This window comes from Pseudoduganella sp. GW821-FHT05F09 (assembly GCF_059419605.1).
Map to the genome: position 1 here is coordinate 128,866 of NZ_JBWKSD010000012.1, position 15,592 is coordinate 144,457.

The 15,592-nt window shown below is 65.5% G+C and carries 16 protein-coding genes; 4 read left to right on the forward strand and 12 right to left on the reverse strand.

What is annotated here, in order from left to right:
* Nucleotides 1–42 precede the first annotated feature (42 nt).
* On the forward strand, nucleotides 43–1,422 hold the full coding sequence (gene mnmE, locus AC07S4_RS28805; RefSeq protein ID WP_494989860.1) for a tRNA uridine-5-carboxymethylaminomethyl(34) synthesis GTPase MnmE: 1,380 nt from the start codon (nucleotides 43–45) through the stop codon (nucleotides 1,420–1,422).
* Between the two features lie 254 nt (nucleotides 1,423–1,676).
* Entirely contained in the window at nucleotides 1,677–1,868 is a 192-nt protein-coding gene (locus AC07S4_RS28810) for a hypothetical protein (RefSeq protein WP_494989861.1), read from the forward strand.
* On the opposite strand, the gene AC07S4_RS28815 is transcribed toward AC07S4_RS28810, so the two are convergent.
* Nucleotides 1,858–2,484, reverse strand: a complete 627-nt coding sequence (locus AC07S4_RS28815) for an Hpt domain-containing protein (protein WP_494989862.1) — start codon at nucleotides 2,482–2,484, stop codon at nucleotides 1,858–1,860. The genes AC07S4_RS28810 and AC07S4_RS28815 overlap by 11 nt on opposite strands.
* Before the next feature lie 76 nt (nucleotides 2,485–2,560).
* Nucleotides 2,561–3,532, reverse strand: coding sequence for a CAP domain-containing protein (locus AC07S4_RS28820; protein WP_494989863.1), 972 nt, complete (start codon nucleotides 3,530–3,532; stop codon nucleotides 2,561–2,563).
* A 146-nt stretch (nucleotides 3,533–3,678) separates the two neighbouring features.
* Between AC07S4_RS28820 and pssA the strand changes: the two genes are divergently transcribed.
* Nucleotides 3,679–4,455 (forward strand): CDP-diacylglycerol--serine O-phosphatidyltransferase, encoded by a 777-nt coding sequence (gene pssA / locus AC07S4_RS28825; protein WP_494989864.1) that lies wholly within the window; start codon nucleotides 3,679–3,681, stop codon nucleotides 4,453–4,455.
* Nucleotides 4,456–4,489: 34 nt separating this feature from the next.
* Here pssA and AC07S4_RS28830 read toward each other — a convergent pair whose 3' ends face one another.
* Nucleotides 4,490–5,386 (reverse strand): aldo/keto reductase, encoded by an 897-nt coding sequence (locus AC07S4_RS28830; protein ID WP_494989865.1) that lies wholly within the window; start codon nucleotides 5,384–5,386, stop codon nucleotides 4,490–4,492.
* A 129-nt stretch (nucleotides 5,387–5,515) separates the two neighbouring features.
* On the opposite strand from AC07S4_RS28830, the gene AC07S4_RS28835 reads away from it, so the two are divergent.
* On the forward strand, nucleotides 5,516–6,904 hold the full coding sequence (locus tag AC07S4_RS28835) for an EAL and HDOD domain-containing protein (RefSeq protein ID WP_494989866.1): 1,389 nt from the start codon (nucleotides 5,516–5,518) through the stop codon (nucleotides 6,902–6,904).
* A gap of 1 nt (nucleotide 6,905) precedes the next feature.
* On the opposite strand, the gene AC07S4_RS28840 is transcribed toward AC07S4_RS28835, so the two are convergent.
* The 9 genes from AC07S4_RS28840 to AC07S4_RS28880 are packed head-to-tail and all read right to left on the reverse strand — an operon-like array spanning nucleotide 6,906 to nucleotide 15,354.
* Nucleotides 6,906–8,054, reverse strand: coding sequence for a D-alanyl-D-alanine carboxypeptidase family protein (locus AC07S4_RS28840; protein WP_161075255.1), 1,149 nt, complete (start codon nucleotides 8,052–8,054; stop codon nucleotides 6,906–6,908).
* A 49-nt stretch (nucleotides 8,055–8,103) separates the two neighbouring features.
* Nucleotides 8,104–8,760, reverse strand: a complete 657-nt coding sequence (locus AC07S4_RS28845; protein WP_494989874.1) for an alpha/beta hydrolase — start codon at nucleotides 8,758–8,760, stop codon at nucleotides 8,104–8,106.
* Nucleotides 8,760–9,080 carry a (2Fe-2S) ferredoxin domain-containing protein gene (locus AC07S4_RS28850; RefSeq protein ID WP_161075256.1) on the reverse strand — a complete coding sequence of 107 codons (321 nt, stop codon included), beginning with the start codon at nucleotides 9,078–9,080 and terminating at the stop codon, nucleotides 8,760–8,762. The genes AC07S4_RS28845 and AC07S4_RS28850 overlap by 1 nt, the downstream gene beginning before the upstream one ends.
* 48 nt (nucleotides 9,081–9,128) lie before the next feature.
* Nucleotides 9,129–10,229: a VanZ family protein gene (locus tag AC07S4_RS28855; RefSeq protein ID WP_494989875.1), complete on the reverse strand. Its 1,101-nt coding sequence runs from the start codon at nucleotides 10,227–10,229 to the stop codon at nucleotides 9,129–9,131.
* A 37-nt stretch (nucleotides 10,230–10,266) separates the two neighbouring features.
* Entirely contained in the window at nucleotides 10,267–10,884 is a 618-nt protein-coding gene (locus tag AC07S4_RS28860; RefSeq protein WP_494989867.1) for an ABC-type transport auxiliary lipoprotein family protein, read from the reverse strand.
* Nucleotides 10,885–10,893: 9 nt separating this feature from the next.
* Nucleotides 10,894–11,835 carry an MlaD family protein gene (locus AC07S4_RS28865; protein WP_494989868.1) on the reverse strand — a complete coding sequence of 314 codons (942 nt, stop codon included), beginning with the start codon at nucleotides 11,833–11,835 and terminating at the stop codon, nucleotides 10,894–10,896.
* 2 nt (nucleotides 11,836–11,837) lie between these two features.
* Nucleotides 11,838–12,692, reverse strand: a complete 855-nt coding sequence (locus tag AC07S4_RS28870; RefSeq protein WP_371869407.1) for an ABC transporter ATP-binding protein — start codon at nucleotides 12,690–12,692, stop codon at nucleotides 11,838–11,840.
* Entirely contained in the window at nucleotides 12,692–13,819 is a 1,128-nt protein-coding gene (locus AC07S4_RS28875; RefSeq protein WP_494989869.1) for an MlaE family ABC transporter permease, read from the reverse strand. Before AC07S4_RS28875 ends, AC07S4_RS28870 begins: the two co-directional genes overlap by 1 nt.
* A gap of 59 nt (nucleotides 13,820–13,878) precedes the next feature.
* Complete coding sequence (locus tag AC07S4_RS28880) at nucleotides 13,879–15,354, reverse strand: B12-binding domain-containing radical SAM protein (RefSeq protein ID WP_494989870.1); 1,476 nt, start codon at nucleotides 15,352–15,354, stop codon at nucleotides 13,879–13,881.
* Between the last annotated feature and the right edge of the window lie 238 nt (nucleotides 15,355–15,592).

Consider the following 15,592-nt stretch of genomic DNA (forward strand, 5'->3'; position numbering starts at 1 on the left):
GGCCCGTGCCATGCACGGGCTTTTTTTTACTACAATCACCCCATGAAACTCGACACTTCCCCTATCGCCGCCATCGCCACCGCCCCCGGCCGCGGCGGCATCGGCGTGGTACGCGCCTCCGGCAAGAACCTGTCCGGCCTGATCGAAGCCCTGTTCGGCGCCACCGCGTTGCAGCCGCGCCACGCCACCTACATCCCCTTCAAGCAGGCCGACGGCACGGTGATCGACCAGGGCATCGCCATCCACTTCAAGGGACCGCATTCCTACACCGGCGAGGACGTGCTCGAGCTGCAGGGCCACGGCGGCCCCGTGGTGCTGCAGATGCTGCTGGCGCGCGTGCTGGAGGCCGGCCAGGCCCTGGGCCTGCGCCTGGCCGAGCCCGGCGAATTCACGCGCCGCGCCTACCTGAACGACAAGCTGGACCTGGCGCAAGCCGAAGCCGTGGCCGACCTGATCGACGCCTCCACCGAAGCGGCTGCCAAGTCCGCCTCGCAGTCGCTGTCCGGCGCGTTCTCCAAAACCATCCACGCGCTGGTGGAGCGCGTGACCAACCTGCGCATGCTGGTGGAAGCCACGCTGGACTTCCCGGAAGAAGAAATCGACTTCCTGGAAAAATCCGACGCGCGCGGCCAGCTCAGCGGCATCGTGGAAGCGCTCAACACCGTGTTCCGCCAGGCCGCGCAAGGCGCGCTGCTGCGCGAAGGGCTGAACGTGGTGCTGGTGGGCCAGCCCAACGTGGGCAAGTCCTCGCTGCTGAACGCGCTGGCCGGCTCGGACGTGGCCATCGTCACGCCGATCGCCGGCACCACGCGCGACAAGGTCAGTGAAACCATCCAGATCGAAGGCATTCCCCTCAACATCATCGACACCGCCGGCATCCGCCGCAAGGACGAGGACGTGGACGTGGTCGAGCGCATCGGCATCGAGCGCACCTGGGGCGAAGTGGAGAAAGCCGACGTCATCCTGCACCTGCTGGACGCCGACCACGGCCCCTCGCGCGCGGACGAAGCCATCGTCGCCAACTTCCCGGCCGGCGTGCCGGTGCTGCGCATCTGGAACAAGATCGACCTGTCCGGCCACAAGCCCGGCGTGGATGCGATGGAGGACGCCACGCATGTGTATTTGTCGGCGCACGAGCACATCGGCATCGACCTGCTGCGCGCCGAGCTGCTGCGCATCGCCGGCTGGCAGCAGACCGGCGAATCGCTCTACCTGGCGCGCGAACGCCACCTGATCGCGCTCAAGTCGGCCGGCCAGCACCTGGGCCTGGCGGGCGAGCACGCCGCCGTCAGCGACCAGTCGCTGGACCTGTTCGCCGAGGAGCTGCGCCTGGCCCAGGCCCAGCTCTCCAGCATCACCGGCGCCTTCTCCTCGGACGACCTGCTGGGCGTGATTTTCGGGCGTTTCTGTATCGGAAAATAACTTCCACGCTATCGCCACAAGCGTTTCCATTTAAAAATTTTTCCTCACTCTGGGCACGCGGATTTTTTGTGTTTTTGCGTGCGCCAGCGCACGTAAACCCGACAGTGGCGGCCCGGCAATCCTGCTATTATTGTTGCGCGCAGTGCCCGAAAATGCGGCAGAACAACGTGGTTGTTGATCCCGCTCATGCCGGGAAAATTGCGCGCAAGTATGCTGGTTGTACGCCGTAAAGTGTTGCCTGGAAAGGGGATGCCGTGGAATCGCTACAGAACCAACTACCTGAGGAAGCGGGCTTGCCGCCCGCCGCGCCGCCTGTCTACACCAGGCAAACGCTGCCGCCGAAAGGCTCGTGCTGGTATTGCGAAAAACCGCTCGACAGCGTGCGCCGCTTCTGCGGCAAGGAATGCCACGACGCCTTCGACGAGGAAGCCGAATTCACGCGCTGAGCGTGGCGTCAAAGCGCGCCAGCGCCGCCAGCGCCGCTTCAAAATCGAATTCGTGGGCCGCTGCGGCCACTTCCTGAAACACCGCGACTCCCAGACTGGCCGCCAGCACCGTGGCCGACTGCTCCAGCACATCGATCGCCTTGCCATTCCCCTCGTCCAGCAGCTGCGCCAGCCGTTCGACCAGCGCGCGCGTCGCCGCGTCCGCAGCGTTGGCGTCCGCTGCAGTGCTGGCGCCGGCCGATGCGGCGGACGCGCAAGCTGCCGCGTCCGTGCCGTCCAGATAGGCGGCGATCGCGCACAGCAGGCTGGACAGCGCCGCCTGCAGCAGGTCCAGCCCGGCGTGCGGCGCCGCGCCGGACGCCACCAGTCCCGCTTCCGTCACGCCCGCCAGATGGTGCAGTTCCTGCGCGCCCACCATGCCGGCCGCGCCTTTCAGGCTGTGCGCCTTGCGCTGTGCCGCCGCCAGCTCGCCGTCGGCCAGCAGCTGGCGCAGCTGCGCCACCGTCTGCTCGTGGTCCTTGCGGAAGCGCAGCAGCAGCTTGCGGTACAGGCTGGCGTCGCCCATGAGCCGTTCCAGCCCATCGCTGGTGTTGAGGATGTGCTGCGTGGTTGTCATCGCCCGTCTCGTGCCACATGATGTCCAATACATCACAATAGCAGAGCTTGTGATAGTTGGTTTCTTGCAACAAGTTTTATTTAGTTGTAAAGGACCAGCTGCGGTTCGCCGTCACCCCGTCCACGGTACCGGTGAAGGTCACATCGTAGACTGTGGCGGCCTTGAGCACGCTCAGCGGCACGATGGCGGCCGCCGAGAGCGGCGTTTCGCGGTCGGACAGGCGCGTCATCAGGCGCACGGGCAGGTCGGCGCCGCCGCGCGGGCGCACGGTGAAGGTCAGCACATTCACGGTGGCGGAATTGTCGCCCTGCACGCTGATGGGATAGCCCACTTCGTTCTGGTCCGGGACCGGGTCGGGCGACTCGGTGTCGCTGAAGAAATTGGTTGGCACCCGCGTCTGGTTGGCGGACGGGTAGACGACCAGGTTGCCGCGCCCCACGCCGGTGCTGGCGCCGCCGGTGCCGAACTCGGCCGTGAAATAGGTATAGACGCTGCCGGTCGCGGCGCCGGTGCCCACCTCGCGGAAGATAGGCTCCAGTATCAGGTAGCGGTGGTAGATGGCGCCGATCAGCTCCTCGGCATGGTAGAAACCGGAACTGTCGGAGGCGGCGGAAATCACTTCCCCCACCAGGCCGCCCGAGCGGTAGCCGGCGCTGCGCAGGCGGTCCGACAGCGTGGCGCCGGTGAAGCCGGGCAGGCCGCTGGTCTGCGTGTGGCTGACGGTGTTGTTCAGGCGCTGGTAGTTGGAATGGCCCAGTGCCGACGCGTCGATCAGGGCGTTGCGCGTCAGCGCCGGCAGGCCGGCCTGCTGGCGGCGGTAGTTGATCCAGTTGTAGCCGTCCAGCGCCGTGTTGCCGCTCAGGGTGGGGGCGCCGGGCTCCGTGGGCTGGGTGACGGCGGGCGGGGGGACTGCGCTGTTGTTCGAGCCGCCCCCGCCGCCGCCGCAAGCGGCCAGCAGGCTGGCCAGTGCGGCTGCCGCGATGGCCGCCGTGATGGCCGCCGAGAACCGGGCTGGCAGGAATGCGCTACTGGCGGTCGGACGTTTCATGGCGGCTCCCCTTGCAATCATTCAATTCTAGGCGAAACGCCGCCGTGCTGACGCCACCGTGGCGCTGCGGATGTTGATGCATGTCAGAATATCGCTGCAAGCACGGTAAAATAGCCGTTTACGCAATCTAGCCAGGCACCTTCCACATGACCCCAACCAAGCAGCGCCTGCGTCGCGCCAAATTCGCCCTGCCCAGCTTTGTCACGCTGTTGTCGATCGCCTGCGGTTTCGGCAGCATCGTCATTTCGGTGGACAACGCCTACATCGGCAGCGCGCAGGACTACCAGATGGCGGCCGTGCTGCTGGTGCTGGCCGGGGTGTTCGATGCGCTGGACGGCTTCGTGGCGCGCGCCACCGGCACCAGTTCCGAGTTCGGCGTGCAGCTCGATTCGATTGCGGACGTGATGAATTTCGGCTGCGCGCCGGCGGTGCTGCTGTATTGCTACGGCTTCGTGCTGCTGGGCCATGAGCACGGCACTTTGCTGCGCATGGGCGGCATCGCCAGCTTTATTTTCGTGGCCTGCGGCGCGCTGCGCCTGGCGCGTTTCAATGTGAACGTGGGCCGCACCGATCCGCGCTATTTCGTCGGCATGCCGATCACGGCGGGGGCGGCGTGCGTGGCGTCCGTGGTGGTGGCGTGGCCGGAGCCGGCGCGCACGCTGCAGCATGCGGCGCTGGTGGTGGTGCTGCTGTTCGTGGTGGGCGGGCTGATGGTGTCCACCATCCGCTTCCCCAGCTCCAAGCAGAAGAAAAGCGTGGGCGCGCTGGTGGGGCTGGTGGTGTGCATAGGCCTGCTGGTGTGGCTGACCACGGGCTTCTTCGCGCTGTTCTTTGCCGTCTACGTGGCGTTCACGCTGGGCTTGAACCTGGCCTGGAAATACGGCTGGACCGGCATTGCGCCGCCAGCCGTGTACGAGGACTGAGTAGTCAGGCTACCTCAGGCTACCTCAGGCCACCTCAGGCCACCTCGTGCCCGCGCGCCGCGCGCAGGATCTCGAACCACTGCGGGCGGCTGAGCGTGAACTGCGTGGCTTGCACCGCTTCCTGTATCGCCGCGATGCGCCCGGAGCCGGTCAGCGGCACCGGCTTGCACGGCAGCTGCATAATCCACGCGAACACCACCGACGCAAACGGCTGCCGCACTTCTTCCGCCACTTGCCGGATGCAGGCGCGCAGGCGCTCGCCGGCCGCGTCGCCGCCGCTGAACAAGCGTCCGCCGCCCAGGGGCGACCAGATCATCGGCTGCACGCCCAGGTCCTGCAGGCCGTCGAAGGTTTCGTCGAACATCGGCGCCAGGTGCAGCGGCGAAAACTCCACCTGGTTGGTGGCCAGCGCAATGCGCCGGTTCAGCGCCTCGAACTGGTGGCGGCTGAAGTTGGACACGCCGAAATGCCGCACCTTGCCTTCGGCGCGCAGGCGCGTGAAGGTGTCCGCCATCTCGTCGAAGTCCATCAGCGGGTCCGGGCGGTGTATCAGCAGCAGGTCCAGGTAATCGGTGCGCAGCTGGCTTAGCGACTGCTCCACCGAGGCGGTGATATGCGCGGCCGAGGTGTCGTAATGCTGGATGGTGTGCGCGGGACGTGCTTGCGAGACCAGCTTGATGCCGCATTTGCTCACGATCTGCATCTGCTCGCGCAGCGCCGGCTTCAGCGCCAGCGCTTCGCCGAACAGGGCTTCCACGCCGTAGCCGCCGTAGATGTCCGCATGGTCGAAGCTGCTCACGCCCAGCTCCAGGCATTGCTCGATAAAGGCCAGGCGCTGCTGCGGCGTCATATTCCATTCCGTCATGCGCCACATGCCGGCCACGATGCGCGACAGGGCCAATGGGGTGGGCGATACAGTGCTGTTGCGCATAGGTTTTTTTCCGGAAAAATCAACAATTATAAGGGTGTGGACTGGGCCGTGCGCAGGCGGCGGATATTCTCGGCGGCGACCGCTCCGCGTCCGGATTTCTATTGTATTATCGCTAAGTGGCTTGTCGAGTTGAAGAACTTCCGCAAGGAGCGCAATGTGGGCCTGCTATCTTTTCTGAACCGCAAACCAGAACCGGAAATCAGCGGCGCCGCCCCCGTGGTGCGGGCTCCCGTGCCGACTGCGGCGCCGCCCGCGGCGGCAGGCGATGCCGCGCCGGAAGCGGCCCATCTCGGCCAGGCCGAGGCGGACGCCATGCTGTGCCGCGATGAAATCGTCGACAAGCGGCATCGCCTGTGCGGCTACCGCTTCACCTTCAAGACCGGGGGGCAGCGCGCCGCGCCGCCCGAGGCCGAGTTTTTCGAGGCGCTGGAAGCGGCCGGCCTGTCCGCCTTTGTGGAGCGGCGCGTGGCCGTCATCCCGATCACGCCGCAAGCGGTGGACGCGCGCGAATTCCTGGCTCTGGCCGCCCCCAATTGCATGTTTTTGCTGGACCGCAAGCAAGCCGCGCTGCCGCCTGCCGAACTGCTGGCGCGTCTTGAAGTGCTGCGCCAGGCCGGCTGCAAGGCCGCCCTACGCGGCGTGACGCTTGCGCCGGAAGACTTGCCGCTGCTGGCCGCCTGCGACGTGGTCTTCCTGAGCCTGGCGGACAGTTCCCTGCCCATCTTCCAGAACCTGCTGCGCCAGCTGCGCGCAGCCTATCCTGCCCTGCAGATCGCGGTGGACGGCGTGGACAGCTGGGACGAGCAGCGCATGTGCCTGGCCTGGGGTTGCGACTATTGCCTGGGCGCCTTCCTGAGCACCGTGGACACGGTGGACCCGGACGCCAAGATAGACCAGAGCCGGCTGACCTCGATAGAACTGCTGAACTTGCTGCGCACGGACGCCGAAGTGGGCCAGCTCACCGAGGTGGCGAAACAGGACCCGGGCCTGGCTTTCCACCTGCTGCGCTGGGCCAACGCCTCCAGCACCGGCCACCACGCCGCCGTCACCAGTCTGAAGGAAGCGATTATCGTGCTGGGCCGCACGCATCTGTACCGCTGGCTGACGGTGTCCATGTTCCGCCTCGGGAATACGCACGAACGCGACGAAGCGCTGCTGGAAGTGGCGCTGGCGCGGGCGCGTTTCCTGGAGATCGTGGGGGAGGATATCGAGCAGTCGGAGCGCGACGAGCTGTTCCTGGTGGGCCTGCTGTCGCTGTTCGACATCCTGCTCAAGGTGCCGATGGCGGCCATCCTGGAGAAGATGCATTTGTCGGACGAGATACGGGACGTGCTGCTCAACAGCGGCGGCCCCTACGGCCCGTACCTGATGCTGGCGCTGCTGATCGAGCGCGGCCAGGTGGGCCGCGCCGCCGAGGTGGCGCTGGCGGCCGGGATAGACCCGGACCGCCTTGGCGAGGCCAGCACCGAGGCCTTCCAGTGGGCGCAGAATGCGCTCCACCATGAAATGAACGCCTAGCTTATTTCAGCCACAGGCGCACGGAGTCCCATGCGCGGCCGAAGATGGACGCCTGCGGCACGCCTTCCAGCGCCACCACCGGCAGTTCCAGCAGCGGCTTGCCGTCCACCACCATCTTCAGCGAGCCGACGCGGGTGTTCTCGGCGATAGGGGCCACCAGCGGGTCCTTGCGCTCGAGCACGGGCTTCATCTTGCCGGCCACGCCTTTCGGCACCGTCACCAGCACGTCCTGCGCAAAGCCGATCTTCAGCTTGTTCGACGAGCCTTTCCAGATTTCCGGCGTATCGATGGCCTGGCCCTTGCTGTACAGGCGTACCGTATCGAAATTCTGGAAGCCCCAGTTCAGCAGCTTCTGGCTTTCGGCCGTGCGCGCGCCGTCGGAGGCGGTGCCCAGCACCACGGAAATCAGGCGGCGCTCGCCGAAGTTGCCGTTCGGGCGGTGCGCCGACGCGATCATGCAGTAGCCGGCCGCTTCGGTGTGGCCGGTCTTCATGCCGTCCACGGTCGGGTCCAGCCACAGCAGGCGGTTGCGGTTGGGCTGGGTGATCTTGTTGTAGGTGAAGCTTTTCACCGAGTCGATCTTGTAGAACTCGGGGTAGTCGGCGATCACGCGCTTGGCCAGCACCGACAGGTCTTGCGCGGTGGAATAGTTTTCCGGGCTGGGCAGGCCGTGCGGGTTGGCGAAGCGGGTCTGGGTCAGGCCCATGCGCTGCGCTTCGCGGTTCATCAGCGTGACGAAGGTGGCTTCGTCGCCGGCCACGGCCTCGGCCAGCGCGACGGCGGCGTCATTGCCGGACTGCACCATCAGGCCGTGCAGCAGGTCGTTGATGGAGACCGGCACGGCAGGGTCGATAAACATCTTCGAGCTGCTCGAATCCACTTTCCAGGCGCGCACCGACACGTTCACCTTCTGGTTGATGTCGATCTTCTTGTCGCGCAGGGCCTGGAAGGTCAGGTAGGCCGTCATGATCTTGGTCAGCGAGGCTGGCTCGATGCGCATGTTCGGGTCTTGCGAGGCGATGATCTGGCCGCTGGTCATGTCCAGCAGCAGCCAGGACTTGGCCGCGATGGTGGGCGCGGGCAGGGTCTGCGCCACGGCGGAGGTGATGAACAGCACGCTGGTGGCGAGTGCCGCGAGGTATTTTTTCATTGGTCTTAATGCAGTGGTGTTAAAAACGGATGCCGGACATTATAGGGCCTCAGGCCGCTTCGCCGCTGTCCTTCTGGCCGCCCAGCCACAGCGCCGTGACCCAGGTCTTGATATGGCCGAGCTTGCGGTGGAAGAAGTGGTCGGCGCCGGGTATCACCAGCACCGGGATGTCCTGCGGGCGCGCCCAGTTGAACACGTCCTGCACCGGGATGGTGTCGTCGTTCTCGCCGTGGATCAAAATGGTGTCCGCCGGCACGTCGGCCAGCTCCCATTTTTTGGCGGCCGTGCCAACCAGTACCAGGCGCTCGGCAGGCGTGCCGGCCTCGGCCAGGCGCTTGGCCAGCTGCGACTGCACATAGGTGCCGAAGGAGAAGCCGCTCAGGGCCACCGGCAGGCCGGGGTATTTCTGCGTCATGTGCTGGTACAGCAGGCCCATGTCGTCGGTTTCGCCGTGGCCGTGGTCATGCACGCCTTCCGAGGCGCCCACGCCGCGGAAGTTGATGCGCGCCACCACATAGCCCAGGCCGACGAAGGTGCGCATCAGGGTCACGGCCACCTTATTGTCCATGGTGCCGCCGTACAGCGGGTGCGGGTGGGCCACCAGGGCCACGCCGCGCGGCGGCGCGTCGCCGGCCGGCATGTCGATCAGGCCTTCCATCAGGCCGGCGTTGCCGGGCAGGGTGAATTTTTCCGAGCTCTTGTTCATCATATCTTCAGGCGCTCCACTACCTTGCCGCCGACCAGGTGGCTGTCGACGATCTCATCGATATCCGTGGTGTCCACGTAGGTGTACCAGGTGCCTTCCGGATACACCACCATCACCGGGCCTTCTTCGCAGCGGTCCATGCAGCCGGCCTGGTTGACGCGCACCTTGCCGGGGCCGTTGATGCCCAGTTCCTTGCAGCGCTTCTTGGCGTGCTTTTGCGCCACTTCGGCGCCGTGGTCGCCGCAGCTGTTGCGGCCGTCGTCACGCTTGTTCATGCAGAAGAACACGTGGCGTTCGAAAAATTGTTTGTTGTCGCTCATAAGGGCCTCGCTTGTCGTTTCAGGCGCAATGATACCTGTATTGGCGGCTTAGGGACGGTTGAGCTTATGCGACGGCAGCAGCAGGAACCACAGCGCGAAAAACGGCCACAGCAGCGACAGGAACTGCGCCGCGCCGTTAAAGTTGAGGAACTTGCCCTGCACCCAGCCCTGCAGCGTGGACAGGAAATAGGGGTTGACCGGCGTGGTGTTCACAATGAGCAGGCTGAGCAGCAAGGTCAGCGCGGCCAGGCGGCGCTGCGCCATGTGCGGCGCGAACGCCAGCCCGGCCAGCATGATGGCGCCGATCAGGAAGCCGCCCTGCGCGCCCGGCGTAATCCACACGAAGGCGTTCTCCGGCGAGAACAGCAGCGCCGTCGCCAGCGACTTCACCACGATGGCGGCGCCCGCCAGGCCGATCAGCAGGCCGGCGCGCGGCGCGTGCTTGCGCATCAGGCACAGCAGGGTCAGGCCGGCGCCCACCATGCCGCAGGCCGTGATGATGGTTTCGGACAGCCAGTACTGCTCCACCGTCAGCTCGGCGCCGGGCCGCACCAGCTCCACCAGGTCGATGCTGGTGCCGAGCAGCTCGGACAGCCAGTCCGACAGGATGGGCAGCAGCTGGCCGTGGCCGAACAAAAAGCCCTGCGGATAGATCTGCGCCAGCGGCCACAAGCCCATCAGCACCAGGCCCTGGCTGGTGTGCTGCACGAACCAGCGCTGGCGCAGGCGGTACAAGGGGCTGCCGTCCAGCAGCGCGGTGGCGCTCAGGGTGCCGAACAGCGCGCCGGCGGCGGCGCCGGCCGCGTTGGTGTAGAAGTCCAGGTTGGACGATACGCGGCTGGGCAGATAGGTCTGCACCGCCTCCATGGCGCCGGACACCAGCACCCCGCACGCGGCGGCGATGGCGAAGGCCGCCACGCCGCGCAGGCGCGGATACAGCGCGTACACCACCAGCGCGCCGAAGGGCATATAGCCCACCACGTTGATGATGGCGTCGAACTTGGTCCAGTAGCGCGGCATGGCCGTGTGCTCGAGGAAGATCAGCGGCGACAGGCCCTGGTTCTGCCAGCCGGAAAAGGGGAACCAGCTCGCATAGACGATCAGCAGCAGATAGGCCAGCAGCGCCGCGCGCGCCACCGGCGACGGCATGCGGGGCTGGACCGTGGTTTCCGTCACGCTCACGCTGTTACTGCGGCAGCGTGGCTGGCAAGGTGTTCAGCCAGGCCAGGATGTCGGCGGCGATGGCGTCCGACGAATCGGCCAGCGCGCGCGCGCCGCCGGCCGCATCGGCGCTGCGCGCGGCGGTGCTGCGGGTGAAGGTCTTCTGGTCCACCAGCTTGTGGCTGCGGAACAGCGAGGCGCGCAGCGACACCTGGCCGCTGCTGCTGGCCAGGCTGTCGAAGTTCTGCGAGAAGTCGTCCGCCTCCAGGCGCAGGATGGGCATGCCCACGGCGGCGTCGGTGGTGGCCAGCACTTTCACGCCGGCCTGCGCCAGGCGCGCGCGCAGGCGCTGGGTCAGCAGCTGCAGCGGCGTGACGCTCCAGGCGTTCTGCGCGTAGGGGCGGGCCTGCTGCGCGTCCGCGTACAGCAGGCGGTAATACATGCGGTTGCTGTCCAGCGAGGCCGGGCCGTTCACGTCCGCCACCACCAGCGCGGGCAGGGCGGCGGCGGCCGTGGCGGATGGCGACGCGGCCGGCGTCAGCGGGCCGAAGTCGTACACGGTGGTCTGCGCGCCCTTGGTGGCGCAGCCGCCCAGCGCGGCCAGCAATGCCATGCAGGCCAGTTTGTTGAGGGTCGATTCCATATTTTTCCTTTATTTCGCGGCCGGCGGCGTGAAGCCCGCCTCGCCCGGACCCGGCGTGGCGTCGGGCGTGCCGAACAGGATGCTCTGCGGCTTGTCGTTCAGGGTGTTCATGGTGCGGCGCACGGCCCGCATGGACGAACGCGTTTCATCGGTCAGCGCGTTAATATTGGGCAGGGTCTCCAGCTCCACGCCGCCGGCCACCGTTTCCAGCGACAGGCCCACGCGGTCCACCGTGCCGTTCAGGCGCGAAATGGCGCCGTTCGGCCCCTGCAGGCTGGCCGACAGCTTGGTGGCGTCGTCCGCCAGGCGGTTCACGGCCGCCAGGCTGCCCTGCGCCTGCTCCACCAGCTTGGGCAGCTTGTCCAGCGTGGGGCCGAGTTGCGCGGGCACGCTGCGGAACTCGCGCGCGGTCTCGCTCACGTCGGCAAAGGCGCCCAGCATGGTCTTCTGGTTGGCGGGGCTGAGCAGCGTGTCGAGCGATTCGGTCACTTTTTCAGCCTTGGACAGGATGGCCTTGCCGCGCTTTTCCAGCTGGTCGAACAGGCCGGGGTGCAGCGGAATGCGGGTGGGGTTGCTGGCGCTGGTGCGCAGGCGCTCCGAGCCCACCGACTCGTCGTCCAGCTGGATGTAGGCAATGCCGGTCACGCCCTGGTAGCCCAGCGTGGCAAAGGTGGTCTTGGTGATGGGCGTGTCCGGGTCCACGCTCAGGTGCACCAGGATCTGTCCCGTCACCTTGGCGTCGAAACCGATGTCGTCCACCTTGCCCACCTCCAGGCCGCGGTAGCGCACCGCCGCCTGCGGGTTCAGGCCGGGCACGGACAGCGAGGTGGCGATCAGATAGGGCTCGCGCTCCACGCGGTCGCGGTTGAACCAGATCCCGAACAGCACCGCCGCGATCAGCAGCGATATCGTGAAGAAGCCCGTCATTAATGCGTGCGATCTGTTTTCCATAGCTACTCCTGAATTTTTCTATCATCAAGGGCCGCCAGCGCGCGCTTGCCGCGCGCGCCGAGGAAGAATTCCTTGATGAAGGGGTGGTCCACCTTGATCACTTCGCGCGTGGGCGCGACGGCAATCACATGTTTTTCCGCCAGCACGGCGATGCGGGTGGACAGCGCGAACAGCGTGTCCAGGTCGTGCGTCACCATCACCACGGTCAGGCCCAGCTCCCGGTGCAGCGATTTGATCAGTGAAACGAAGCTCTCCGAGCGGTCCGGGTCCAGGCCGGCGGTGGGCTCGTCCAGGAACAGCAGCTTGGGCTCCAGCACCAGCGCGCGCGCCAGGGCCACCCGCTTGACCATGCCGCCGGACAGGTCGGACGGCATCTTGTTGGCGTGCTCGGGGCCGAGGTCCACCATATTCATCTTCAGCAGCACCGCGTCCCGTATCAGGTCCGGCGGCAGCACGCGCAGCTCGCGCATGGGCTGGGCGATATTCTCGAACACCGTCAGCGCCGAATACAGCGCGCCTTCCTGGAACAGCATGCCCCAGTGGTTGCGCAGCTGCTGCAGGTGTTCGGCGTTGGCCTGCGTGATGTCCTCGCCGAAGATGCGCACGCAGCCCTTGGTGGGGCGCTCCAGGCCCAGCATCTGCCGCAGCAGCACGGTCTTGCCGGTGCCCGAGCCGCCCACGATGGACAGGATCTCGCCCTGCTCGATCTCCAGGTTCAGGTCCTGGTGCACCACGGTGCGGCCGAAACGGGTTTGCAGATTGGTGATTTCCACCACCGGCACGCTGCCGTCCAGTGTCAGCATGCCCGGGGTCTCCGGGCAGCCGCAGTTCTCTTCGGGCGGCAGGGTCTCGTCCATCAGTAGCCCACTCCGTTGAAGACGATGGCGAACACCGCGTCCGCCAGGATCACCACCGTAATGGCCGTCACCACCGAAGTGGTGGTGCCGCGTCCCAGGCTCTCCGTATTGGGCTGGATGCGCAGGCCGAAGTGGCAGGACACCAGCGCGATCAGGGTGCCGAACACCACGCCTTTGAGTAGGCCGATCAGATAGTTCGCCAGCGGCACCGCGTCCGGCAGCTTCTGGATAAAGTAGCGCGCCGACAGGTTCAGTTCCACCTTGGCCGATACCATGCCGCCTATCAGCGCCATGGTATCGGTCCAGATCACCAGCAATGGCATGGAAATGGCCAGCGCAATCACTTTGGGCAGGATCAGGCGGAAGCCGTGCGAAATGCCCATCACCAGCATTGCATCGAGTTCCTCGGTCACGCGCATCACGCCCAGCTGCGCGGTAATGGACGATCCTGAGCGGCCCGCCACCAGGATGGCGGCCAGCAGCGGTCCCAGTTCGCGGATCACGCTCATGCCGAGCAGGTTGACCAGGTAGATGTCGCCGCCGAAGGTGCGCAGCTGCTGCGCCGACAGGAAGGACAGCACCACGCCGATCAGGAAGCCGACCAGCGCCGTGATGCCCAGCGCCTGGAAGCCGGCGTGGTAGACATTGGCCGAAATCTCGCGCCAGGGGCCACGCATGGGGTTGCGCAGGAAGCGCCAGGAGTCCTGCGTGACCTGGCCTATCAGTTTGATGAAGCCGGCCATGTGCTCGGCAAAGCCCATGATGGTGAAGCCCAGCTTCATCACGGACGTCAGGCGGTGCTGGCGGTGCTGCTGGAGCTGCAGCGTGCCGGTGGATTCCAGGCGCTTGAAGAATTCCTCGTGTTCGGGCGCCATTTGCAGGGATGCGGGGCGGGTCTTGCCCCAGGCATTCCATAAAAGCTGGGCGCCGATATGGTCCATCGCCTCGACGGCGCGCAAATCCCACTGCGCGCGCTTGCCCTTGAGCTGTTTCAGCGAGGCGGTAATGGCGTGCATGGGGTGGCGGTGCGCCAGCGCATGCACCTGCCAGGTGCCGCCAGCCGTGACCGTAGCCTCCGACGCGCTGCCGGAGCTGATGGTGAGGGTGGGCACGGGGTTAGTTGGCATGGCTCAAGTGTAAGTGACTTTCTACTACTGCGCCACCCGGTAGGGATGGCGTGCAACCGTCACGCCGCCAAATGCCGCGCCTGGCGTTGCGGCGCCGGATGGTGCACGTGCGCCGCTTTGCCCTTGGGCGCGAAATCGCTGGACAGCAGCTGCGCCGCCGCGTCCGCGTCCATGCCGGCGTGCGCCAGCCAGCGCTGCACCATGCCCGCCAGGCGGTCCAGCGCAATGCGGTGCGTGGCGTCGGTGTTCGCGTACAGCCAATCCGAGAATGCCATAAAATTCTGGAACGGCATCTCTCCCAGAAGTACGGGCAAGGTATGCGTGAACCGTCCCGAATTGGCCACCAGGTCCCAATAGCGCGCGAACCGCACCAGCCGCTGCATGGTCTGGAAATCGATATGATTGTTTGCCAGTATCGTGTATGGCGGATGCGGATCGAACACCAGCCCGAACGGCTCCGTGTGCCGGATGATGGGCGTGCCGCGCAGCCGCTTCAATATGCCGAACTGAATCTCATGCGGCCCCAGCGCCCACAGCTTGTTGAAGCCCTCGGCGAAACTCTCCACCGTCTCCCCCGGCAGGCCGGCGATCAGGTCCACGTGCATATGCGCGGTGGAGTGGTCGCACAGCCAGCGGATATTGTCGGCCGCCTTCTGGTTGTCCTGCTTGCGGCTCACCAGCGACTGCACTTCCGGGTTGAAGCTCTGGATGCCGATCTCGAATTGCAGCGCGCCGTGCGGGAATTTGGAAATGCCCTCTTTCAGTGCGTCGGGCAAATGGTCCGGCACCAGCTCGAAGTGGGCGTAGACCGGATCGTCCGGATTGGCCTCTATCTTATCCAGGAAGAACTGCATGATCTTCAGGCTGGTCTTGATATTCAGATTGAAGGTGCGGTCCACAAACTTGAACAGGCGTGCGCCGCGCGCGTGCAGCCCCTCCATCTCCGCCAAGAACAGATCGATATTAAAGGGCCACGCCGTCTTGTCCAGCGCCGACAGGCAGAACTCGCACTTGAACGGACAGCCGCGCGAAGCCTCCACATAAATGGTGCGGTTCTTGATGTCGTCGTCCGAATACAGCGAATAGGGCAGCTTCAGTTCCGCCATCGGCGGCTGGTGGCCGGCGTGCACTTTCATGATGGGCTTGGGGCCGTTCAGGATATCGCTGCAGACCTTGGGGAAAGTCACGTCGCCCCAGCCGGTGATTACATAGTCCGCCAGGCGCACAATCTCCTGCTCGTTCGTCTCGTAAGACACTTCCGGCCCGCCCAGCACCACCACCACCTCCGGCGCCACGCGTTTCAGCATGCCCACCACCTTGTTGGTCTCTTCGACATTCCATATATAGATGCCGAAGCCCACGATGCGCGGCTTGTGCGCCAGGATGCGCTCCACGATCTCGGTGGTCTTCGCACCGATAACGAACTCCTGGATTTTTGTCTGTTCCTGCAGCTCTCCCATATTGGCAAGCAGGTAGCGCAGCCCCAGGGAGGCATGGGTGTAGCGCGCGTTGAGGGTAGAGAGCAGGATGGTCATGGAGGCAAGCGAAGAATAAAGCGGCAAAGGAAGCATTTTACTCTTGCCAAGCCCCGGGGGCTTCTATATAGTTCTGCCTCCCGACGCGCTGCATGCAAATGCGAGTTGCGCAGGGTGAAAAACAGGGGTTGACGAGCTGCACGAAACACCGCATAATCTCGCCTCTCTGCTGCTGAACAAAACGCTTCAGCAAGTAACGCAGAATTCTTTAAAAATTAACAGTCGATAAGTGTGGGCG